Annotated in this window: 19 protein-coding genes; 14 read left to right on the forward strand and 5 right to left on the reverse strand. The window is 53.7% G+C overall.

Annotated features, from left to right (window positions below):
- Nucleotides 1–86 precede the first annotated feature (86 nt).
- From NA624_RS12460 to adrA, 4 genes are all read left to right on the forward strand, one after another.
- Complete coding sequence (locus NA624_RS12460) at nucleotides 87–1,298, forward strand: multidrug efflux MFS transporter (protein WP_000446772.1); 1,212 nt, start codon at nucleotides 87–89, stop codon at nucleotides 1,296–1,298.
- A gap of 296 nt (nucleotides 1,299–1,594) precedes the next feature.
- Nucleotides 1,595–1,855 (forward strand): anti-adapter protein IraP, encoded by a 261-nt coding sequence (gene iraP / locus NA624_RS12465; protein ID WP_001518423.1) that lies wholly within the window; start codon nucleotides 1,595–1,597, stop codon nucleotides 1,853–1,855.
- A gap of 352 nt (nucleotides 1,856–2,207) precedes the next feature.
- Nucleotides 2,208–2,528 carry a phosphate starvation-inducible protein PsiF gene (psiF, locus tag NA624_RS12470; RefSeq protein ID WP_000705162.1) on the forward strand — a complete coding sequence of 107 codons (321 nt, stop codon included), beginning with the start codon at nucleotides 2,208–2,210 and terminating at the stop codon, nucleotides 2,526–2,528.
- Between the two features lie 91 nt (nucleotides 2,529–2,619).
- Entirely contained in the window at nucleotides 2,620–3,732 is a 1,113-nt protein-coding gene (gene adrA, locus NA624_RS12475; RefSeq protein WP_000484092.1) for a diguanylate cyclase AdrA, read from the forward strand.
- 14 nt (nucleotides 3,733–3,746) lie between these two features.
- On the opposite strand, the gene proC is transcribed toward adrA, so the two are convergent.
- A complete protein-coding gene (gene proC, locus NA624_RS12480; protein WP_000412193.1) occupies nucleotides 3,747–4,556 on the reverse strand; it encodes a pyrroline-5-carboxylate reductase in 810 nt (269 codons plus the stop codon).
- Nucleotides 4,557–4,695: 139 nt separating this feature from the next.
- Here proC and NA624_RS12485 point away from each other — a divergent pair, with 139 nt between their 5' ends.
- The 5 genes from NA624_RS12485 (at nucleotide 4,696) to ppnP (ending at nucleotide 7,382) form a co-directional block, all read left to right on the forward strand.
- Entirely contained in the window at nucleotides 4,696–5,151 is a 456-nt protein-coding gene (locus tag NA624_RS12485) for a YaiI/YqxD family protein (RefSeq protein WP_000158137.1), read from the forward strand.
- 184 nt (nucleotides 5,152–5,335) lie between these two features.
- Nucleotides 5,336–5,881, forward strand: coding sequence for a shikimate kinase AroL (gene aroL, locus NA624_RS12490; protein ID WP_000983571.1), 546 nt, complete (start codon nucleotides 5,336–5,338; stop codon nucleotides 5,879–5,881).
- A 26-nt stretch (nucleotides 5,882–5,907) separates the two neighbouring features.
- Nucleotides 5,908–6,099 carry a protein YaiA gene (gene yaiA / locus NA624_RS12495; RefSeq protein ID WP_001143161.1) on the forward strand — a complete coding sequence of 64 codons (192 nt, stop codon included), beginning with the start codon at nucleotides 5,908–5,910 and terminating at the stop codon, nucleotides 6,097–6,099.
- 250 nt (nucleotides 6,100–6,349) lie between these two features.
- Nucleotides 6,350–7,027 (forward strand): AroM family protein, encoded by a 678-nt coding sequence (locus NA624_RS12500; RefSeq protein WP_001276437.1) that lies wholly within the window; start codon nucleotides 6,350–6,352, stop codon nucleotides 7,025–7,027.
- 70 nt (nucleotides 7,028–7,097) lie between these two features.
- Entirely contained in the window at nucleotides 7,098–7,382 is a 285-nt protein-coding gene (gene ppnP, locus NA624_RS12505; RefSeq protein ID WP_000941953.1) for a pyrimidine/purine nucleoside phosphorylase, read from the forward strand.
- 37 nt (nucleotides 7,383–7,419) lie between these two features.
- On the opposite strand, the gene rdgC is transcribed toward ppnP, so the two are convergent.
- Complete coding sequence (rdgC, locus tag NA624_RS12510) at nucleotides 7,420–8,331, reverse strand: recombination-associated protein RdgC (protein ID WP_000964305.1); 912 nt, start codon at nucleotides 8,329–8,331, stop codon at nucleotides 7,420–7,422.
- 125 nt (nucleotides 8,332–8,456) lie between these two features.
- On the opposite strand from rdgC, the gene mak reads away from it, so the two are divergent.
- Entirely contained in the window at nucleotides 8,457–9,365 is a 909-nt protein-coding gene (mak, locus tag NA624_RS12515) for a fructokinase (RefSeq protein ID WP_001219270.1), read from the forward strand.
- A gap of 19 nt (nucleotides 9,366–9,384) precedes the next feature.
- Here mak and araJ read toward each other — a convergent pair whose 3' ends face one another.
- From araJ to sbcD, 3 genes are all read right to left on the reverse strand, one after another.
- Nucleotides 9,385–10,557, reverse strand: coding sequence for an MFS transporter AraJ (gene araJ, locus NA624_RS12520; protein WP_000755629.1), 1,173 nt, complete (start codon nucleotides 10,555–10,557; stop codon nucleotides 9,385–9,387).
- A gap of 172 nt (nucleotides 10,558–10,729) precedes the next feature.
- Nucleotides 10,730–13,870, reverse strand: a complete 3,141-nt coding sequence (gene sbcC / locus NA624_RS12525) for an exonuclease subunit SbcC (RefSeq protein ID WP_001543188.1) — start codon at nucleotides 13,868–13,870, stop codon at nucleotides 10,730–10,732.
- Nucleotides 13,867–15,069, reverse strand: coding sequence for an exonuclease subunit SbcD (gene sbcD, locus NA624_RS12530; RefSeq protein WP_001221242.1), 1,203 nt, complete (start codon nucleotides 15,067–15,069; stop codon nucleotides 13,867–13,869). The genes sbcC and sbcD overlap by 4 nt, the downstream gene beginning before the upstream one ends.
- Before the next feature lie 214 nt (nucleotides 15,070–15,283).
- On the opposite strand from sbcD, the gene phoB reads away from it, so the two are divergent.
- The 4 genes from phoB (at nucleotide 15,284) to proY (ending at nucleotide 20,511) form a co-directional block, all read left to right on the forward strand.
- Nucleotides 15,284–15,973 carry a phosphate response regulator transcription factor PhoB gene (gene phoB / locus NA624_RS12535; protein ID WP_000113921.1) on the forward strand — a complete coding sequence of 230 codons (690 nt, stop codon included), beginning with the start codon at nucleotides 15,284–15,286 and terminating at the stop codon, nucleotides 15,971–15,973.
- Between the two features lie 69 nt (nucleotides 15,974–16,042).
- Nucleotides 16,043–17,338, forward strand: a complete 1,296-nt coding sequence (gene phoR, locus NA624_RS12540; RefSeq protein ID WP_000893642.1) for a phosphate regulon sensor histidine kinase PhoR — start codon at nucleotides 16,043–16,045, stop codon at nucleotides 17,336–17,338.
- A gap of 408 nt (nucleotides 17,339–17,746) precedes the next feature.
- Nucleotides 17,747–19,066: a branched-chain amino acid transporter carrier protein BrnQ gene (gene brnQ / locus NA624_RS12545; protein ID WP_000149625.1), complete on the forward strand. Its 1,320-nt coding sequence runs from the start codon at nucleotides 17,747–17,749 to the stop codon at nucleotides 19,064–19,066.
- A gap of 74 nt (nucleotides 19,067–19,140) precedes the next feature.
- The gene (gene proY, locus NA624_RS12550) at nucleotides 19,141–20,511 is read left to right on the forward strand and encodes a proline-specific permease ProY (protein WP_000445557.1); all 1,371 of its coding nucleotides are present in this window, start codon (nucleotides 19,141–19,143) and stop codon (nucleotides 20,509–20,511) included.
- Nucleotides 20,512–20,582 lie beyond the last annotated feature (71 nt).

The raw sequence follows: 20,582 nt of genomic DNA on the forward strand, positions 1-20,582 counted from the left end.
TGACGTATCGCACCTCTGGAACCACCAGGAAAATGAGAGCTTGCTAAGCTAACGCGTATTTTCAGCTACTTACCGTTACGAGTCTTATGGAATCCTGGAAAGTTAATCTAATTTCCGTTTGGTTTGGATGTTTTTTTACCGGGCTGGCAATCAGCCAAATCCTGCCATTTTTACCCCTTTATATTTCCCAGCTTGGCGTCTCTTCCCATGAAGCGTTATCAATGTGGTCCGGGTTAACGTTTAGCATCACGTTTCTTATTTCCGCCATTGTGTCGCCGATGTGGGGCAGTCTCGCCGATCGTAAAGGGCGTAAACTGATGCTATTGCGCGCGTCGCTCGGGATGGCGATAGCTATTCTACTGCAGGCATTCGCGACCCATGTCTGGCAACTTTTCCTGCTGCGCGGAATCATGGGGTTAACGTCAGGCTATATCCCCAATGCCATGGCGCTGGTAGCCTCTCAGGTACCGCGCGAACGTAGCGGCTGGGCGCTCAGTACGCTTTCTACCGCGCAAATCAGCGGCGTTATCGGCGGGCCGTTAATGGGCGGCTTTGTCGCGGATCATATCGGGCTGCGGGCGGTATTTCTGATTACCGCCATGCTGTTGGTGGTGAGCTTTCTGGTCACGCTATTTTTAATTAAAGAAGGCGTACGTCCGGTCATCAGGAAAAGCGAACGCCTGAGCGGTAAAGCCGTTTTTGCGTCGTTACCTTATCCTGCGCTGGTGATCAGCTTGTTTTTTACCACGATGGTCATTCAACTCTGTAATGGTTCCATCAGTCCAATTCTGGCGCTGTTTATCAAATCAATGATGCCGGACAGTAATAACATCGCCTTTCTTAGCGGGTTAATTGCCTCGGTGCCCGGTATCTCCGCGCTTATCTCCGCGCCTCGCCTGGGAAAACTTGGCGACAGAATCGGCACGGAAAGAATTCTGATGGCCACGCTTATCTGCGCAGTGCTGCTTTTCTTCGCGATGTCCTGGGTCACCACGCCGTTCCAGTTGGGGCTGTTGCGTTTCTTGTTAGGCTTTGCCGATGGCGCGATGTTACCCGCCGTACAAACGTTATTGGTGAAATACTCCAGCGATCAAATTACCGGACGTATTTTTGGTTACAACCAGTCATTTATGTATCTGGGCAACGTGGTTGGGCCGTTGATGGGCGCGACGGTATCGGCGATGGCCGGTTTCCGCTGGGTTTTTATCGCTACGGCGGCGATCGTGTTGATCAATATTGGGCAACTGACCCTGGCGTTACGTCGTCGGCGTAACGCGCAAAAAGCGAAAGGCCAATAGCGGTGCATCGTAACGGCGCTTCTGCCGTTACGATATGGTTTAAATTAAAAGATATATTCTTTATCCGTGAAGTTTTTCTATAGATGGCATAACCTTAAATTATGATATAGCGTGATTATTGTTTTTTGATGGTTTATTATCGTCTCGTTTTCGGTCTGAGAAACGTTTCGCTGCGGCGACAGTGATAATTATTTGTGTAAAGTTCTTCCTGTATCATAAAAATAGTACTTTCAGCCTCTAGGCAGTGGTTCTTCATAGTGATAACGTCACCCTGGAACTAATAAGGAAATATGGTCATGAAAAATCTCATAGCAGAGTTGTTGCTTAAGCTAGCCCAAAAAGAAGAAGAGTCGAAAGAACTGGTTGCTCAGGTAGAAGCGTTAGAGATTATCGTCACAGCAATGTTACGTAACATGGCGCAAAACGAGCAGGAGATGTTGATACGTCAGGTAGAGGGGGCACTTGAAGGCGTAAAGCCGGATGCCAGCGTTCCTGATCACGATACGGAATTGCTGCGCCAATATGTAAAAAAGTTGCTGAGACACCCCCGGCACTAATCGTATTTAAAACAACACAGTTGTTATAACGTTACTTTTATAAAGTAGCTCTGGCCGCTTCGTTTTTATTTTGCTCTGTATTAACCAGAAGAAAATAAAAACGAAGCGGCTATGGTAATAACAGTGTAACGCTATGCGCTGTTCTTCTGCATCCTGCCAGTGTGACTGTGGATAATCGAATTGCACATTAGCCTACGGTTTGTCAATCAATAAAACATCTATTGCTCACGGTAAGTAATACTTTTACAGCCGGGTGGTATTTTTGCCAGTAACAGCCAGACTTATATAAAGTCCCTGGGATATTTCCCAAAGGGACAACGTGTAATGTGTACACTGACAAAAGGATGGTGCTATGAAAATAACATTACTGGTGACTTTACTTTTTGGCCTGGTCTTTTTAACCGCCGTCGGCGCAACCGAGAAACCGTTAACGCCGCAACAGCAGCGCATGACGACCTGTAATCAGCAGGCGACAGCGCAAGCGTTGAAAGGCGATGCGCGTAAAACCTACCTTAGCGACTGCCTGAAAAACAGTAAGTCAGCCCCTGGCGAGAAAAGCCTGACGCCGCAACAGCAGAAAATGCGTGAATGCAATGTTCAGGCGACGGAACAATCCCTGAAAGGCGATGACCGTAGCAAGTTTATGAGCGCCTGCCTGAAAAAAGCGGCGTAGTGCTATCGGGTGAGCCCTGAAAAACACTCACCCGAAATTTCATACTCCCTCCATGCGCTCTGTTTCTATAATTTGGGAAAATTGTTTCTAAATGTTCCCAAAAATAATGAATGATGAAAATTTTTACCGAAAAGCAGTTGAACAGGCGGTAGCGCCGCCTGACCCTCCTGATGATCGTCAGCGCTCCGGGTTGCGCTTCGCCCGGCGCATCAGGCTACCGCGCGCGGTGGGGTTAGGGGGGATGTTTTTACCGGTGGCCGCCGTGTTAGTGACGCAACCTGTCTTTGGCGGCTGGTGGCTGTTGCTGGTCGGCTGGTCTTTTGTCTGGCCGCATCTGGCGTGGCAGTGGTCGGCGAAAGCCCTTGATCCGCTACGTCAGGAAATTTACAACCTGAAAGTGGATGCGATCCTCTCCGGCATGTGGATCGCGCTGATGGGCGTCAATATGTTGCCTGCCGCCGCGCTGTTTATGATGATGAGCATGAATCTGATGGGGGCTGGCGGGCGGCAGCTATTCACTGTCGGAATGGGCCTTTTGCTGGCGTCATGTCTGGTGACGTTGCAGCTTACCGGGCTACCCGTCGCGATGCGAAGCTCGTCGCTGGAAGTCACGCTCTCTTTGCTCGTCATTATGTTGTATCCGCTTCTGTTCGCCTGGGTAAGTTACCAAACGGCCATTAAATTAGCGGAACATAAGCGACGCTTGCAGGCGATGAGCTCGCGGGATGGCATGACCGGCGTCTATAACCGACGCCACTGGGAAATTTTATTACGTAATGAATTCGATCACAGCCGACGCCACCATCGGGAGGCGACATTGTTGATTATCGACATCGATCATTTTAAGAGCATTAACGACACCTGGGGACATGATGTTGGGGATGAGGCTATTATCGCCCTGACGCGTCAATTACAGATAACGCTACGCGGGAGTGATATTATCGGGCGCTTTGGCGGCGACGAATTTGCGGTGATTATGTGCGGAACGCCGGCAGACAGCGCGATTACCGCCATGTCGCGAGTGCATGAACGGCTAAATACCTTACGCTTGCCGGGCGCGCCGCAGGTCATGTTACGTATCAGCGTGGGCGTGGCGCCGTTAACGCCACAAATCGGTCATTATCGGGAATGGCTAAAGTCTGCGGATATGGCGCTTTACAAAGCAAAGAATGCCGGACGTAACCGCACCGAAGTGGCGGCATGACGTCCAGCCGGGCTTCAGGATTTACTGAGCGCCTCTGATTTTTCCATACACTTCGTCATCGCTTCTATTACCGCAGCGCGGAAGCCACGTTCTTCCAGAACGCGTACGGCTTCAATCGTCGTTCCGCCAGGCGAGCACACCATATCTTTCAGTTCGCCGGGATGTTTTCCGGTTTCGAGTACCATTTTCGCCGATCCCATGACGGCCTGCGCGGCGAATTTATAAGCCTGAGCGCGAGGCATACCGCCCAGAACGGCAGCGTCCGCCATCGCCTCGATAAACATAAAGACATAGGCCGGCGAAGATCCGCTCACGCCAACCACCGGATGGATCATCGGCTCAGCAATCACTTCCGCCTCGCCAAAGCAGCGGAAAATATTCAGGACATCAGCCGTATCTTCCGGTGTGACCAGCGCGTTGGGCGTGACGGAGGTCATTCCTGCGTTAACCAGCGACGGCGTATTCGGCATAGCGCGAATGATTTTACGGTCGTGTCCCAGCGCGCGCGCAAGCTGATCAAGCGTTACGCCTGCGGCGATAGAGACCACCAGAGAGTCTTTGTTCAGGCTGGAGGAGATTTCACTGAGCACTTTCACCATAATGCCCGGTTTTACCGCGCCGAAAACGATATCCGCGACCTGAGCGACCTCCTGCGCGCTTTGCGCCGCATTAATGCCGTACTGGTCATGCAGGGCGGCAACTTTATCGGGGGAGGGGGTGTAGACCCAGATCTGACCGGGAAGTACCTGACCGCTGGCAATCAGTCCGCCAAGAATAGCCTTGCCCATATTACCGCAGCCAATAAAACCGATTTTCTTCTCCATCTCGTCACTCCCTATGTTTGTGTGTTATGGGGAATGGTTAGCTTAACGCGGATTGAAAACGGGCAGAAGGAGAAACAGCACTTTGATGAAAGACAAAAGCGCGAGACAATAAAAGATTGTATACCGTACGGGAGACATTATGACCATCTGGGTGGATGCGGATGCGTGTCCGAATGTCATTAAAGAAATTTTGTACCGCGCCGCCGAGCGGATGCAGTTGCCGCTTATTCTGGTTGCCAATCAGGCCTTGCGTGTGCCGCCTTCGCGTTTTATCCGCACGCTCCGCGTGGCCGCCGGGTTTGACGTGGCGGACAATGAAATTGTGCGTCAATGCGAAGCGGGCGATCTGGTGATTACCGCGGATATTCCGCTGGCGGCTGAAGTGCTGGAAAAAGGCGCTGCGGCTCTTAATCCCCGGGGAGAACGCTATAGCGACGCCACGATTCGCGAACGTCTGACGATGCGTGACTTTATGGACACGCTACGCGCCAGCGGCGTACAAACGGGGGGACCAAACACTCTCTCGCCGCGCGATCGTCAGCATTTTGCCGCCGAGCTGGATAAGTGGTGGCTGGAAAGCCAGCGTAAAAAATAAATCGTGTAATGAAAAATTTACAGTTTATTCATTTCTGATTCTTGCTATAGTACTAATATTGTGACTTTAGTACTTTAATGTAAATTATTGTTTACATTTATGCGTTGTACTAGTTAGATGATATGATTATAACATTGCTGATATCAAATCCTGCGTATGCGCAGTTCCTGGGGGAACGCCTGCTATGATGCAACCTCTTTATCTTGTTGGCCCGCGGGGCTGTGGGAAAACCACCATCGGTATGGCGCTGGCGCAGGCAACCGGTTTTCGGTTTGCAGATACCGACCGCTGGCTGCAATCGCACGTGCAGATGAGCGTCGCTGATATCGTTGAAAAAGAAGGCTGGGGAGGGTTCCGCGCCCGGGAAACCGCGGCCCTGGAAGCGGTAAGCGCGCCTTCGACTGTTGTGGCGACGGGGGGCGGTATTATTCTCACGGAGTATAACCGACGTTATATGCACCGTGTTGGCGTAGTGATTTATCTGTGCGCGCCGGTATCCACGCTGGTTAACCGGCTTGAGGCTGAACCTGAAGCGGAGCTGCGCCCGACCCTCACCGGCAAGCCGTTGAGCGAAGAGGTTCGGGAAGTGCTTGAGCAGCGTGACGCGTTGTATCGCGAAACGGCGCATTACATTATTGACGCGACGAAAACGCCGGCCCAGGTCGTTTCTGAAATTATTGCGGCGTTGCCGCCGTCGACGCAACGGTTACAGGGAGATGTCTATACTTAACGCTCACCCAGAATAAAGGAAACGCTATGCCAACCAGACCACCTTATCCGCGGGAAGCTTATATCGTCACCATTGAAAAAGGCACGCCGGGCCAGACGGTGACGTGGTATCAGCTACGGGCTGATCATCCGAAACCTGATTCGCTCATCAGCGAGCATCCGACCGCAGAAGAAGCGATGGATGCGAAAAAACGTTACGAAGATCCGGATAAATCATAGACGCATGAACCACTCGGAAGGGATTCCGGGTACCCCTAAATTGTATCTCCATCACATTCTTGAAACATTTATACTGGCAACTAAAACCGTAAATTAAGCGATAACAATACAATATTGGAGTTATTTGGAATCTTTACACAATACGTTGCTCATCTGCTGCTACGCTTTCTGAGATTTGTAGGGCAGGTAGCGCGGTGAGCGTGTGAATATTTGCCCGGGAATTACGACGAAGTAATAAGGTGGAATAAAAATGAGTGCGTCGTTGGCAATCCTCACAATCGGCGTTGTGCCAATGAGCGAAGTGTTACCGCTTCTGACGGAATACATCGACGAACAACACATCACCCATCATAGCCTGCTGGGAAAAATGAGCCGGGAAGACGTTATGGCGGATTACGCTGTAGAGCCTGGCGACGATCCGCTTTTGACGTTGCTGAATGATAACCAGATAGCCCATGTTTCCCGCCAGAAAGTGGAGCGAGATTTACAGAGCGTTGTCGAGGTGCTGGATAACCAGGGTTATGACGTCATTATACTGATGAGCACCGCGGCGATTAAAAGTATGGCAGCCCGTAATTCTATTTTGCTTGAACCGCTGCGTATTATTCCACCGCTTGTCGCCTCTATTGTGGATGGGCATCAGGTGGGCGTGATTGTGCCTGTTGCAGAACTTCTGGCGGCCCAGGAGAAAAAATGGCAGGTATTGCAAATGCCGCCGGTGTATTCGCTGGCGAATCCGGTTCACGGTTCTGAGCAACAGTTAATTGATGCCGGGCAGGCGCTATTGGATCAAGGCGCGGACGTCATTATGCTGGATTGTCTGGGTTTTCATCAGCGTCATCGGGATATTTTACAGCAGGCGCTGGATGTGCCGGTTTTACTCTCTAATGTTTTGATTGCGCGGTTAGCTTCAGAACTGCTTGTCTAATTTTACGTGACAGGCCGAACGTCAGGACTCTATATTGGGTGTTAATTTAATAACGAGACGGGGCCTGATTATGCTACAAAGTAATGAATACTTTTCCGGGAAAGTGAAGTCTATTGGATTTACCAGCAGTAGCACCGGCCGGGCCAGCGTTGGTGTGATGGCGGAAGGGGAGTATACCTTTGGCACCGCCGAACCCGAAGAGATGACGGTTGTGAGCGGCGCGTTGAAGGTACTGTTGCCGGGAACTGTCGAATGGAAAGTGTATACAGCCGGTGAGGTGTTTAACGTGCCTGGCCACAGCGAGTTTCATCTACAGGTTGCTGAGCCCACCTCGTATCTGTGCCGCTATTTGTAACGGTGAGTCCCCTCTCCGGCGGAGAGGGACCCTCTGGTTAGCGCTGCGCTTCGCCGCCTAATCCTTCCACCAAGCTTTGAATCAGCGCCGCCAGCTCGCCGGTCATCAGGATAAAGTCCGCGTCAAAACGTTGGGCAAAATCTTCCCGGTCGATATCTTCGTTCTGATCGCGCAGCTCGTCGCAGAATTTCAGACGCTTAATGGAGCCGTCGTCGCACATGACGAATTGAATACGCTGCTGCCAGTCGAGCGCCAGCTTCGTGACCACTTTACCCGCTTCAATATGAACGGCGATCTCGTCGCTGACCAGATCCTGCTTTTTCGCGCGGATCACGCCGCCATCTTCCAGCATCGCTTTCAATTCGGCTTCGTCCAGCAACTGGAAACCCTGAGCGACCGTACCGGAGCGCACCCACTCGGTGAGCGTCAGCTCAATCGGGTTTTCCAGCGCCAGCGGGACGACCGGCAGCGAGCCAAGACTTTTACGCAGTAGCGCCAAAGTATCTTCCGCTTTTTTCGCGCTGGCGCAGTCAACCATAATCAGGCCGTTAACGGTATCAATCCACATCATTGTCTGACTGAAGCGGCTAAACGCGCGCGGCAGCAACGAATGCAACACTTCATCCTTCAGGGAATCTTTTTCCGTCTTCTTCAGCTTGCGTCCCTGATCGGCTTCCAGTTTCTGGATTTTCGCCTCCAGAGCCTGTTTGATCACTGGCGATGGCAGGATTTTCTCTTCTTTGCGCGCGCAAATAATAATTTGGCCATTGGCGGTGTGCGTTAACGCATCGCTGTGAGAGCCCATCGGCGGAACCCAGCCCATTTTGGCCATATCCTGGCTACCGCATGGGGTAAACGTCATTGAGGCGAGCTGTTTCTCCATCTCTTCGGCGCGTAATGTAATATCGCGGCTAAGACGGTAAACCATTAAATTTTTGAACCACAGCATGATAATTTCCACGGCCTTGTCGTTAAATCCAGGCGGTATAGTAACGAATTGTCGGCAGGCTTGCATTGCCAATCAGAACGGTGAATTCTACCCTGTTGATATTCCCAAAAAATGAGGAGCGGTATGTGCGTATTGGTATCGATTTAGGCGGCACAAAAACGGAAGTCATTGCGCTTGATGATGCAGGAGAGCAGCGGTTTCGCCATCGTCTGCCTACGCCGCGGGAGGATTATCAGCAAACGATAGAAACCATCGCTACGCTGGTCGACATGGCGGAACAGGCGACCGGCCAGACCGGCAGCGTTGGCATTGGCATTCCCGGTTCTCTCTCGCCTTACACCGGCGTGGTAAAAAACGCTAACTCTACGTGGCTTAACGGCCAGCCGTTCGATAGCGATGTGAGCCGTCGTCTGAAGCGTGAAGTGCGGTTAGCCAACGATGCCAATTGCCTGGCGGTATCAGAGGCGGTAGATGGCGCGGCAGCGGGGGCGCAAACGGTATTTGCGGTGATTATCGGTACCGGGTGCGGCGCGGGCGTAGCGCTAAATGGCCGGGCGCACATCGGCGGCAACGGTACGGCAGGTGAATGGGGCCACAATCCGTTGCCGTGGATGGATGACGATGAGTTGCGTTACCGCGAAGAAATTCCCTGTTATTGCGGTAAACAAGGCTGTATCGAAACCTTTATTTCCGGTACGGGATTTGCCACGGATTACCAGCGTTTGAGCGGTAAAGCGCTAAAAGGCGATGAGATTATTCGTCTGGTCGACGCGCAGGACGCCGTGGCGGAACTGGCGTTAAGCCGTTATGAGCTGCGGCTGGCGAAAGCATTATCTCATGTCGTGAATATTCTGGATCCGGATGTCATTGTGCTGGGCGGTGGTATGAGCAATGTTGAGCGCCTGTACAAGACGGTTCCGTCGCTGATGAAATCGTTTGTTTTTGGCGGCGAGTGCGAGACGCCGGTACGTAAGGCGCGGCATGGCGATTCGAGCGGCGTGCGCGGCGCGGCCTGGCTGTGGCCGCTGGCGTAACGTTTTTAGCCGGATGGCGTCATCCGGCAACCGGCGTGACCGATGGCTGCTTGTGTTTTAGACGTCCGTATACCAGCAACGACGACATGGCGGAAAACGAGAGCAGGGCGGCGGGAAGCGCCACGTAGTGGTACGCAAAACCTAGCGTCAGCATCAGTCCGCCGCACCAGGCGCCAATCGCGCTACCGAGATTAAAGGCGATTTGCCCTCCCGCCGCGCCCAGCAGTTCGCCGCCTTTGGCGTTTTGCAGCAGCAGGATTTGCAGCGGCGCAGAGAGCGCAAACAGACCAGCGCAGCAGATAAACGCGAAAGTCAGCGATGCCGTTTTGTATCCGCTGAAGAAAAAGAGCGCCATGAGAGAGAGCACGATAATGAGGTCAGTCACTACCGCGATGCGCAGCGGAGTATATCTGCCGGAGAGTTTGCCGCTTAACAGATTGCCTAACACCATCCCCAGCCCGACCAGCATCATAATAAACGTCATGCTCGTCTCCGAAAAACCGGAGATGTACATCATAAATGGCTTGATATAGCTGAACCAGGCAAAAACGCCCGCATTGCCGAACATCGTGGCGGCGAAAATGAGCCACGGTGCAGGACTACGCAAGAAGTGGAACTGCTCGCGCAGGCTGCCTTGGGCTTTGTCACGGATATCCGGCACCCAGAAGAAAATTGCGGTGAGCACAGCGATGTTGAAAACCGCGATCAATAAAAAGGTGTAGCGCCAGCTAAATTCCTGGCTCAGGTAAGTGCCGACCGGAATGCCCACCAGATTCGCCACCGTCATTCCTGAAACCATACCCGCGACGGCGGCGGTGACTTTCCCGGGGCGGATAATCTTTGACAGGACAATGGCGCCGACGCCAAAAAAGGCGCCGTGCGGAAAGCCGGAAACCAGTCTGCCGACGGCGAGCATCAGATATGACGAGGAAAAGGTAAATATGGCATTGCCCATCACGCACAGCGTGACCAGAAACAGCAGTATATGTTTAAGCGAAAAGCGGCTGGAAAAGAGCGCCATAACAGGCGCGCCCAGCACGACGCCGAAGGCGTAAAACGAGATCATATGCCCGGCGGCGGGAATCGTTATCCCGACATCGCGTGCCAGCTCCGTCAGCACGCCCATAATGCCAAACTCGGCCATCCCCAGTCCGAACGTACCCAGCGCCAAAGAAAAAATAACTTTTTTCATACCACCTGCCGAAAATAAAGGCGCATGTTGCGCGCTGTGGCTGTGAATTGTCACAGCCAATCAACGTATAGCTTGCGGATAAGCGCGAGGTAATACCATTCCTTATCCGTCTTTGTGTATTCATTATTATGCTATGTCATGACGGTATGCTGTGCGCAGGATGACACTCGTGTTACTCCACGGCAAACGCTTTGTCCAGTTTGCTATAACCAAGCCCATTGATTTTTTTCACTTTTATCTGCACGGGGATACGTTCTTTCATGGCTTCCACGTGGCTAATCACACCGATGGTCTTCCCGCTGGCATTCAGCGCGTCGAGCGCATCCAGCGCGGCGTCCAGCGTTTCGCTATCAAGCGTGCCGAAGCCTTCGTCGAGGAACAAAGAATCAATGCGCGTTTTATGGCTGACCAAATCTGATAACGCCAGCGCCAGCGCCAGGCTGACCAGGAAGCTTTCGCCGCCTGATAACGTTCGCGTATCGCGCACGGCGTCGGCCTGCCAGGTATCGACAACCTCCAGTTCCAGCGCGTCGCTGGCTTTGCGCTGCAATAAATAACGGCCATGCAGGCGGGTGAGCTGATGATTCGCCAGCCAGACCAGATTATCCAGCGTCAGTCCCTGGGCGAATTTGCGGAACTTATCACCTTCTTTAGAGCCGATCAGCGCATTGAGATAGCCCCAGTCTTCCACTTGCTGAGAGGCTTGCTTCATTTCCGCCATCAGCGCGCGTTGGCGCTGCCGATTATCTGCATCCTGTTTAATTTGCTGGCGGATTTCCCCCTGGCGTGTCGTGTTCTCGCGCAGTTGTTGCGCCAACTGCGCCAGCCGCTGCGCGAGCTGCTCTGCCGTACACGTTGGGTCCAGACCGGCGGGCGGCTGTTGCTGATGGTCAGCCAGCGCCTGCGCGGACTGCGCGCTTAACGCCTTCGCTTGTTGTAGCTGACTTTCCAGCGTTTGTTGTTGTTTTTCCAGACGGGTCACGGTCTCTTCATCCAACAACGCCGCCAGGAACGTTGCCTGGCTGTCAAACGGGCTATTTTTTAACGCCGCATCAAAGTGCGCTATCGCCTCGGCGGCGCGCTGCTGTTCCTGCGTCGTCTGTTCCTGCAGGGTTTGCAACTGGCTTTGTAATGACACGCACTCATCATGCGCCTGCCGCCAGTTATCCAGCGGCACGTCGTCGTCGGAATCCGCGGTATCCGTTTGCGGTAGCGTCTCCAGCAACGGGGCAAGCCTGTCGATCTGCGTTTGCAAATCCGCGAACTCTGTCTGACGCTGTTGCCATATTTTCGCTTCGTCGGCGCGCTCATTCAGCCACGAAGCCTCGTTTTCTGGCGCAGGAAGGGAAAGCGTATACTGCGCCAAATCAGCCGTCAGCGAGGCCTGACGCTGCGCAATCTGCGCGGTAAAGCGCGCTACTTGTTCAGTATGCGCCGCGATTTGCGTTTGTAGAGCATGACGCTGGCTGAGTTGATCCAACTGTTGCTCATGCTCTTCCGCGGCGGTCAACCAGCCCGCGAGGTCTTCTTGCGGCTGGAGCTGAACGCCCAGCGTAGCGCACAGCGTTTGCCATTCCTCAGTAAGCGCTTGCTCCTCCTGCAACAACGACTGCGCCTCGCTTTCATCCCGCTGTAATTGTTGCGTTAAGGCATCTAACTGTCCTCGCAGCGCCGCGCCTTCTTCCGCCAGTGCTTTGACCTCTTTTTCCAGCGCGTCGCGGCGGGTTTGATTCGCGCTCAGCTCCAGCGCCTGATAGGCGGCGATGGCGGGGTGTGTCGTCGAGCCGCAAAGCGGACACGGCAGGCCGGACTGTAAGTGCGCCCGCTGGCTTTCCAGATCTTTGATGCGCGCCTCCTGCTCGCAAATAGTGCGAACGTCCGCAAGCTCCTGCGCTTTAGTCTTATAACTCAGGCGCTTATCCGCCAGACGTTGGGTGTATTGCGCCTGCTCCTGATGATGACGCGCGATAGCTGCCTGTAGCTGCGCCTGACGCTTTTGTTTCGGGACAATTTGCCCCTGAAGCGCGGCGAGACGATGGCGTAGCGGACGCTGTCGGGTATGCAATGCTCTGGCTTCCGCCAGCGCCTGTGGCGTGAGGTCGAGCGTGAGCGGCGGTAGCGCATCACGCTGACGCGTATCGCTCAGCAACTGCTGTTGCCATTGGCTCAGTTGCGCCCGGTCGTGGGATTGTTGTGTTAACAATGCTCGCCAACCCGCCAGTTCGCTGCGCCAGACGCGGATGCCGTCGTGTTCCGCCAGCCATGTCTTCAACCGCTGCCCTGTGGCGTTCAGTTGGGTGAATTGTCGATGCGCGCAGGCGCGGATACGCTGGCGCAGGCGATACGCACTTTGTAAGCGAGCATTCACTTCATCACTGTGTTGGCGAACACGCTCAACGGCGCGGGTTTGTTCCTGAATGCGCTCCCAATGCGGGCGCAACTGGCGAGCAGGTTGCGCCAGCGTCAGCGCCGCGAGCTGCGGCTGCGCTTTTTCTCGCGCCTCTTGCGCCGCGTACAGCGCCTGCTGCCGGGCGTGTAATTCAGTGTGGAGTTCGTTTTTTCGGGTCAGCCAGTGAAGGTGCTGCTGCTGTCCCTGCTGGCTGGCCAGCAGGCGTTTCTCTTCGTCAGTAAGCGCCTGCAAACTGGCTTCCAGTTGCTGTAACTGTTCGTCCGCCAATAGGGCGACGCCGCTGGCCTGCGCTTGTAGCTTTTCCAGTTCGAGACGGGCTGATTTATGTTTTTCAAATACCTGTGCGGAGATCTGCCCGTAAATCTCAGTGCCGGTGAGCTCCTCCAGAAGCTCTGCGCGCTCTTTCGCTTTGGCGTTAAGAAAGGCGGCGAACTGCCCCTGTGATAACAACATCGAACGGGTGAAGCGCCCGTAGTCCAGCCCGGTCAACGTGGCGATCATCTCCAGTTTATCCTTTACCTTATCGGCAAAGATCTTTCCGTCTGAACACCGCGCCAGCTCCACGCGTGGGGCCTGGAGATTGCCGTCAGGCTGATTTCGGGCTCGGTTCTGGCTCCAGAACGCGCGCCAGGCCTCGCCTTTTACCTCAAACTCCACTTCGGCCAGACATTCCGCCGTATCGCGCGTCATCAAATCGTTTTGCGACTGCGATACCGTATTCAGGCGCGGCGTTTCGTGGTACAGCGCCAGACAGATGGCGTCAAGCAAGGTGGTTTTTCCCGCGCCGGTCGGGCCGGTAATGGCGAATAACCCGTTACTGGCAAACGGTTCGGCGGTAAAGTCGACCTTCCATTCACCTTTCAGCGAGTTCAGGTTTTTCAGACGCAAACTGAGAATTTTCATGCCTCATGCTCCTCATTCAACGCGTAGAGCGTGCTGGAAAAGAGCTGATTCAGGCGCTCGCGCTGCGGGGGATCTAACGCTTCCAGCGCCAGACGCCGCGCAAAAACCTCCTCCACGCTAAGCTCGCTTAATGTTTCCCGCCGCTCGTTCGCCAGCGAGCGCTCGCGCTGTTCGCGGCTACGGCGCACCAGTAATACCTCTACGGGTAGCGACTCCGTTAGCGTCTGTATTCTGCGTTGGATATCGTGCAGATAATCATCGGTGGTGATTTCAATATCCAGCCAGACGGGGGGGGATTGCTCCACGCCGCGCCACTGCTCAAGCTGTTCGGTAATTGACGCCAGGTCGCCTTTTAAAACCGCCAGCGGTTGAGTCACGGGGACAGCCAGACTTTCGGTACTTTGCCATTTCCCCTGCTCGAAGGTCACCAGATGCACGCATTTGCTTTTGCCGCACTCATCAAAGCTGAGGGCGATGGGTGAGCCGCAATAGCGGATATGCTCTGTGCCGCCGACACATTGCGCGCGGTGAATGTGTCCCAATGCGATATAATCCGCTGGGGGGAAATGCTGCGCCGGAAAGGCATCCAGCGTACCGATATAAATGTCGCGAACCGCATCGCTTTTGCTGGCGCCGACGGTGGTTAAATGCCCCGTCGCGATAACCGGCAGCTTTCGTTCGCCGCGTAGCTGGCACGCTTCCCGATATTGCTGTTGATAATAATCGGCAATCGCATGAAGAAGTTGCTGCTGTTTCTCGCTGCCGGATAATCCCGCCTGACTGGTAAGAATGTCGCGCGGGCGCAAAAAGGGAATGGGGCACAGTACGGCGCCTGGAGAACCGTCGCGACGATGAAGTAGCTGCGGCGCATAGCCCGCGCTGGCGATCACGGTTGTATTGAGAAACGCCAGAATGTCGCGTGACTCGTTTAGTGTGGCGACGGAATCATGATTACCGGCCAGCACCACCAGATGACAGCCCGTTTGCTGTAAATTAACGACGAAACGGTTATAAAGTTCTCGGGCATAGCTTGGCGGCGAACCGGTATCAAAAATATCGCCAGCGACAATAATGGCATCCACCTGATGGGCCTGCGCGATCTCCAGCAGCCAGTCCAGAAAAGCCTGATGCTCCGCGGCGCGGCTTTTACTATAGAAATTTTGTCCCAGATGCCAGTCAGAGGTGTGGAGGATGCGCATAATTGTTCCATGCAAAAAAAGCGTGAACGGGATTATACACGTCATCCCCTCCATTTTTGGGCGCAATTTACCGCCGGTACACGGTAATGCACGGTTTCACCGGTGTCATAAATCATCAACATGCTGTCAATGCCGCCTTTTTTTTTCATAAATCTGTCATAAATCTGACGCATAATGGCGCGGCATTGATAACTAACGACTAACAGGGCAAATTATGGCGAGACGTATTCTGGTCGTAGAAGATGAGGCGCCGATCCGTGAAATGGTGTGCTTCGTGCTCGAACAAAATGGCTTTCAGCCCGTAGAAGCCGAAGATTATGACAGTGCGGTGAATAAACTTAATGAACCCTGGCCGGATCTCATCCTTCTTGACTGGATGTTGCCCGGCGGGTCAGGGTTACAGTTTATTAAACATCTCAAACGTGAAGCCATGACCCGGGATATTCCCGTGGTTATGCTGACCGCAAGAGGTGAGGAAGAAGATCGCGTGCGCGGACTGGAAACCGGCGCTGACGATTACATTACCAAGCCGTTTTCCCCCAAGGAGTTGGTGGCGCGCATTAAAGCCGTTATGCGGCGCATCTCGCCGATGGCGGTCGAAGAGGTGATCGAGATGCAGGGACTGAGCCTTGATCCCGGCTCTCACCGCGTGATGACCGGCGACAGCCCGCTGGATATGGGGCCGACCGAATTTAAATTACTCCATTTCTTTATGACGCACCCGGAACGGGTTTACAGTCGCGAGCAGCTACTCAATCATGTCTGGGGCACCAATGTGTACGTTGAAGACCGGACGGTCGACGTGCATATTCGCCGTTTGCGTAAGGCGCTGGAGCACAGCGGCCACGACCGGATGGTGCAAACGGTACGCGGGACAGGGTATCGTTTTTCGACCCGCTTTTAATGCCTTTTCCGCCAGTAGAACACAGGTTTCTGGCGGAGAAGGCTTTCCATTCTTGAGGGAGTATGACGCGTGCTGGAACGGCTGTCATGGAAAAGGCTGGTGCTGGAGCTGGTGCTCTGTTGCATCCCCGCGCTTATCCTTAGCGCTTTTTTTGGTTATCTGCCGTGGTTTTTACTGGCGGCGGTGACGGGACTGCTTGTCTGGCATTTCTGGAATTTATTACGCCTCTCCTGGTGGCTTTGGGTCGACAGAAGTATGACGCCGCCGCCGGGACGGGGAAGTTGGGAACCGCTATTATACGGTTTACACCAGATGCAGTTGCGAAATAAGAAGCGTCGTCGCGAGCTGGGGAACCTGATTAAACGTTTTCGCAGCGGCGCGGAGTCGCTGCCTGATGCCGTGGTACTGACCACAGAAGAGGGCGGCATTTTTTGGTGTAACGGTTTGGCGCAACAGATACTGGGGCTACGCTGGCCGGATGACAACGGGCAGAATATTCTCAATCTACTGCGTTATCCGGAGTTTACCCAGTATTTAAAAACGCGTGATTTCACCCGTCCGCTTCATTTGGTGCTCAATACCGGGCGGCATCTGGAGATCCGCGTCATGCCTTATACCGATAAACAACTCCTGATGGTGGCGCGCGATGTGACGCAAATGCATCAGCTTGAAGGCGCCAGACGTAACTTTTTCGCCAACGTTAGCCATGAGTTGCGTACGCCCTTGACGGTATTGCAAGGCTATCTGGAAATGATGCAGGAACAGGCGCTGGAGGGGGCGACGCGAGAGAAAGCGCTGCATACGATGCGCGAGCAAACGTATCGTATGGAAGGGCTGGTAAAACAACTGCTTACGCTGTCTAAAATTGAGGCGGCCCCGGCGCTGTTATTAAATGAAAAAGTGGATGTACCGATGATGCTGCGGGTCGTGGAGCGTGAAGCGCAGACGCTCAGCCAGCAGAAACATACCTTTACGTTTGAGGTCGACGATAGTCTTAGCGTTCTGGGCAATGAAGAGCAGCTACGTAGCGCGATCTCAAACCTGGTGTATAACGCAGTAAACCATACGCCGGCGGGAACGCATATTACGGTGAGCTGGCGACGTGCCGCGCATGGCGCTGAATTTTGCATTCAAGATAACGGTCCGGGGATTGCTGCCGAGCATATTCCTCGTCTGACCGAACGCTTCTACCGCGTCGATAAAGCGCGTTCGCGGCAAACGGGCGGCAGCGGCCTGGGATTGGCGATTGTGAAACATGCGTTGAATCACCATGAAAGCCGCCTTGAAATCGACAGTTCGCCTGGCAAAGGAACGCGATTTAGCTTTGTGCTGCCGGAACGTTTAATTGCCAAAAATAGCGATTAATTGCCTTTCGTAAGTATAACTTTCCATAAGCCAGCGGATGCTGGCTTATTTTCTTTGCAGTTAAGACGGGCTCGTTGAAACATTCAACGTTTGGTGATTTTTTGTTCGCATGATTAGCCATAACTTTTTCATGAGAATGGTGTTTTATTCTGGTTGTAAATTTCATATCGCTATATTCATCTGGTTTTTAGATCCCACCTTGCTTTAAAACGTTATAAGCGTTTAAATTGCGCTTCAGGTGCTGTCATTACGACTGCATTTGCGCGGTAAATCGAAAAACAATTCTTCGCCGCATCGGTCCGGGAGCTTTTCCCGCTGAAATTGATAAAAAACGCCGCTTTATAATCCTCCGGGAAAGGCAAAAATTTTAATGTTTACAACATCACCATCCACAGGCAGTAAGACTTTATGACCCATCAGTTAAAATCGCGCGATATCATCGCCCTGGGCTTTATGACATTTGCGCTGTTCGTTGGCGCAGGCAATATTATCTTTCCTCCTATGGTCGGTTTGCAGGCGGGTGAACACGTCTGGACAGCCGCTATTGGCTTTCTGATTACCGCCGTGGGGCTACCGGTTCTTACTGTTGTGGCGCTGGCGAAAGTCGGCGGCGGGGTAGACAGCCTCAGTACGCCGATTGGTAAAGTGGCGGGACTCCTGCTGGCGACCGTTTGCTATCTGGCCGTCGGGCCGTTATTTGCGACGCCGCGTACTGCGACGGTGTCGTTTGAGGTCGGTATCGCTCCGTTGACCGGCGATTCTGCAATGCCGTTGCTGATTTACAGCGTGGTCTATTTCGCTATCGTTATTCTGGTTTCCCTCTATCCGGGTAAACTGCTGGATACGGTAGGGAATTTCCTGGCGCCGTTGAAAATTATTGCGCTGGTCATCCTGTCCGTCGCGGCTATCGTTTGGCCTGCCGGCCCAATCAGCAACGCCCTGGACGCTTATCAGAATGCGGCCTTTTCTAACGGATTTGTGAACGGCTATCTGACGATGGATACGCTGGGCGCGATGGTGTTTGGTATCGTTATTGTGAACGCGGCGCGTTCTCGCGGCGTGACCGAAGCGCGCCTGTTGACGCGTTACACGGTCTGGGCCGGCCTGATGGCGGGCGTGGGGCTGACGCTGCTTTACCTTGCCTTGTTCCGCTTAGGTTCTGACAGCGCGACGCTGGTCGATCAGTCAGCGAACGGCGCGGCGATTCTTCATGCCTACGTTCAGCATACCTTTGGCGGCGCGGGAAGCTTCCTGCTGGCGGCGCTGATCTTTATCGCGTGTCTGGTGACGGCGGTGGGGCTGACCTGCGCCTGCGCTGAGTTTTTCGCGCAGTATATTCCGCTGTCTTACCGTACGCTGGTCTTTATTCTCGGCGGCTTCTCTATGGTGGTGTCAAACCTTGGACTGAGCCATCTGATTCAAATCTCCATTCCGGTGCTGACGGCTATCTATCCGCCGTGTATCGCACTGGTTGTATTAAGTTTTACCCGCTCATGGTGGCATAATTCCACCCGCATCATCGCGCCGGCCATGTTTATCAGTCTGCTTTTTGGTATCCTTGACGGCATCAAAGCATCTGCCTTTGGCGATATGCTGCCAGCCTGGAGTCAGCGTTTGCCGCTGGCGGAACAGGGACTGGCGTGGTTGATGCCAACGGTGGTGATGGTGATCCTGGCGATTATCTGGGATCGCGCGGCGGGTCGGCAGGTGACCTCCAGCGCTCACTAAAATCGCTGACATATGTGTACACCACGGGGCTTAACGCCCCGTGGTTTTTTATTGTGTTGATAGGTCAGAAATTGATGGAAAGCAATAATAAGCTAAAGCGTGGGCTGAGCACCCGGCACATTCGCTTTATGGCATTAGGTTCGGCAATCGGCACCGGCCTGTTTTACGGCTCGGCGGACGCCATCAAAATGGCGGGGCCGAGCGTGCTGTTGGCCTATATTATTGGCGGGGTCGCGGCATATATCATTATGCGCGCATTGGGGGAAATGTCCGTTCACAACCCTGCCGCCAGCTCATTTTCGCGCTATGCGCAGGAAAACCTCGGCCCGCTTGCGGGCTATATTACCGGCTGGACCTACTGTTTTGAGATCCTGATCGTCGCCATTGCCGACGTGACCGCGTTCGGCATTTACATGGGAGTCTGGTTCCCCGCCGTGCCGCACTGGATTTGGGTGCTTAGCGTGGTGCTGATCATTTGCGCCATCAACCTGATGAGCGTCAAGGTGTTCGGCGAGCTGGAGTTTTGGTTCTCCTTCTTCAAAGTCGCCACCATTATTATCATGATTGTCGCGGGTATCGGCATTATTGTGTGGGGAATTGGCAACGGCGGGCAGCCCACCGGCATTCATAACCTGTGGAGCAACGGCGGCTTCTTCAGCAATGGCTGGCTGGGAATGATCATGTCGCTGCAAATGGTGATGTTCGCTTACGGCGGGATTGAGATTATCGGTATCACCGCCGGGGAAGCGAAAGACCCGGAGAAATCCATTCCGCGCGCCATTAACTCAGTACCGATGCGTATCCTGGTATTTTATGTCGGCACGCTGTTCGTCATTATGTCTATCTATCCGTGGAATCAGGTCGGCACAAACGGCAGCCCATTTGTGCTGACGTTCCAGCATATGGGGATTACCTTTGCTGCCAGCATTCTGAACTTTGTGGTATTGACCGCCTCGCTTTCCGCTATCAACTCCGATGTGTTTGGCGTAGGGCGTATGCTGCATGGTATGGCGGAGCAGGGGAGCGCGCCGAAAGTCTTTGCTAAAACGTCACGCCGTGGTATTCCGTGGGTCACTGTGCTGGTGATGACGATTGCGCTGCTGTTTGCGGTTTATCTGAACTACATCATGCCGGAAAACGTCTTCCTGGTGATTGCTTCGCTGGCGACGTTTGCGACGGTATGGGTATGGATTATGATCCTGCTGTCGCAAATCGCCTTCCGTCGTCGTTTACCGCCGGAAGAGGTAAAAGCGCTGAAATTTAAGGTGCCGGGCGGTGTCGTAACGACGATAGCTGGGCTGATTTTCCTGGTCTTCATTATTGCGCTTATCGGCTACCATCCGGATACCCGCATCTCACTGTATGTGGGCTTCGCCTGGATAGTTCTGCTGTTGATTGGCTGGATGTTTAAACGCCGTCGCGACCGTCAATTGGAGCAGGCGTAGTCGTTTTTCTCTGCCTTATCCGGTCTGCAGGCAACAGTAGGCCGGATAAGCGGAGCCGCTTCTCCTCCTGG

The organism is Salmonella sp. NW38, assembly GCF_051807745.1.
GTDB lineage: Bacteria > Pseudomonadota > Gammaproteobacteria > Enterobacterales > Enterobacteriaceae > Salmonella > Salmonella enterica.

What these genes read in the sequence shown, in the direction of transcription:
- ppnP (WP_000941953.1), top strand. Translation starts at nt 7,098, where the DNA reads ATGCTACAAAGTAATGAATACTTTTCCGGGAAAGTGAAGTCTATTGGA.
- proY (WP_000445557.1), top strand. Translation starts at nt 19,141, where the DNA reads ATGGAAAGCAATAATAAGCTAAAGCGTGGGCTGAGCACCCGGCACATT.
- iraP (WP_001518423.1), top strand. Translation starts at nt 1,595, where the DNA reads ATGAAAAATCTCATAGCAGAGTTGTTGCTTAAGCTAGCCCAAAAAGAA.
- NA624_RS12460 (WP_000446772.1), top strand. Translation starts at nt 87, where the DNA reads ATGGAATCCTGGAAAGTTAATCTAATTTCCGTTTGGTTTGGATGTTTT.
- yaiA (WP_001143161.1), top strand. Translation starts at nt 5,908, where the DNA reads ATGCCAACCAGACCACCTTATCCGCGGGAAGCTTATATCGTCACCATT.
- phoB (WP_000113921.1), top strand. Translation starts at nt 15,284, where the DNA reads ATGGCGAGACGTATTCTGGTCGTAGAAGATGAGGCGCCGATCCGTGAA.
- araJ (WP_000755629.1), bottom strand. Translation starts at nt 10,557, where the DNA reads ATGAAAAAAGTTATTTTTTCTTTGGCGCTGGGTACGTTCGGACTGGGG.
- NA624_RS12485 (WP_000158137.1), top strand. Translation starts at nt 4,696, where the DNA reads ATGACCATCTGGGTGGATGCGGATGCGTGTCCGAATGTCATTAAAGAA.
- adrA (WP_000484092.1), top strand. Translation starts at nt 2,620, where the DNA reads ATGTTCCCAAAAATAATGAATGATGAAAATTTTTACCGAAAAGCAGTT.
- brnQ (WP_000149625.1), top strand. Translation starts at nt 17,747, where the DNA reads ATGACCCATCAGTTAAAATCGCGCGATATCATCGCCCTGGGCTTTATG.
- sbcD (WP_001221242.1), bottom strand. Translation starts at nt 15,069, where the DNA reads ATGCGCATCCTCCACACCTCTGACTGGCATCTGGGACAAAATTTCTAT.
- psiF (WP_000705162.1), top strand. Translation starts at nt 2,208, where the DNA reads ATGAAAATAACATTACTGGTGACTTTACTTTTTGGCCTGGTCTTTTTA.
- sbcC (WP_001543188.1), bottom strand. Translation starts at nt 13,870, where the DNA reads ATGAAAATTCTCAGTTTGCGTCTGAAAAACCTGAACTCGCTGAAAGGT.
- rdgC (WP_000964305.1), bottom strand. Translation starts at nt 8,331, where the DNA reads ATGCTGTGGTTCAAAAATTTAATGGTTTACCGTCTTAGCCGCGATATT.
- proC (WP_000412193.1), bottom strand. Translation starts at nt 4,556, where the DNA reads ATGGAGAAGAAAATCGGTTTTATTGGCTGCGGTAATATGGGCAAGGCT.
- NA624_RS12500 (WP_001276437.1), top strand. Translation starts at nt 6,350, where the DNA reads ATGAGTGCGTCGTTGGCAATCCTCACAATCGGCGTTGTGCCAATGAGC.
- aroL (WP_000983571.1), top strand. Translation starts at nt 5,336, where the DNA reads ATGATGCAACCTCTTTATCTTGTTGGCCCGCGGGGCTGTGGGAAAACC.